The sequence below is a fragment of the Nocardiopsis alkaliphila YIM 80379 genome (assembly GCF_000341005.1).
Lineage (GTDB): Bacteria > Actinomycetota > Actinomycetes > Streptosporangiales > Streptosporangiaceae > Nocardiopsis > Nocardiopsis alkaliphila.
The window spans coordinates 1-506 of record NZ_ANBD01000213.1 but is presented as its reverse complement, the minus strand read 5'-3'; the positions used below and the strand labels follow the sequence as shown (position 1 = coordinate 506).

Sequence of the window (506 nt, the reverse complement as noted above, 5' to 3'; positions counted from 1 at the left end):
CTCCTCCATGCCATGGAGGCGCGCTACCAACTGCGCCATAGCCCCGTGAAGCCGTACTCCGATCCTAACAAAGAACAAAGGGTGGGCCGGACGTGTTCCAACCCACTTCTGACGTCCTTGGAGGCGTGATGTCCGAGAATCCCCAGGCCCAGGCCCAGGCCCTGTTGCGTTGGGAAGAGAACGGTGCCCCGTGGCGAGTGCTCGAACGCACCCCGAGCCATGCCACGGTGGCCCTGCTCACTTGTGACGACGGCACCGAGGTAGATCGTCTGGCCTCTTCCGATCCTTCGTTCTTGGCCCTCATCGATCATTTGCTCCGAACAGCCGAATCCACATCCGAGGATTGAGTCCCGTCCCCGAGCAAGATCGTTCCGGAGCCAAGTGGGCCTCGGAACAAGGTGACCACCACCCCGCGGGGCCAAGCCCCACACCGGGGGCCCAGGGGTCGCCCCCCAGAAGAAACGACGAAACGACCCGGCGAGCGCGGTCACGCGCGAGCAGGGTCG

General features: G+C 64.4%; 1 protein-coding gene. It reads left to right on the top strand.

Features of this window, described 5'->3' with window-relative positions; translation table 11 throughout:
• Positions 1-128 precede the first annotated feature (128 nt).
• Positions 129-347 (top strand): hypothetical protein, encoded by a 219-nt coding sequence (locus tag D472_RS0124400; RefSeq protein WP_017607039.1) that lies wholly within the window; start codon positions 129-131, stop codon positions 345-347.
• The last annotated feature ends 159 nt before the right edge of the window (positions 348-506 follow it).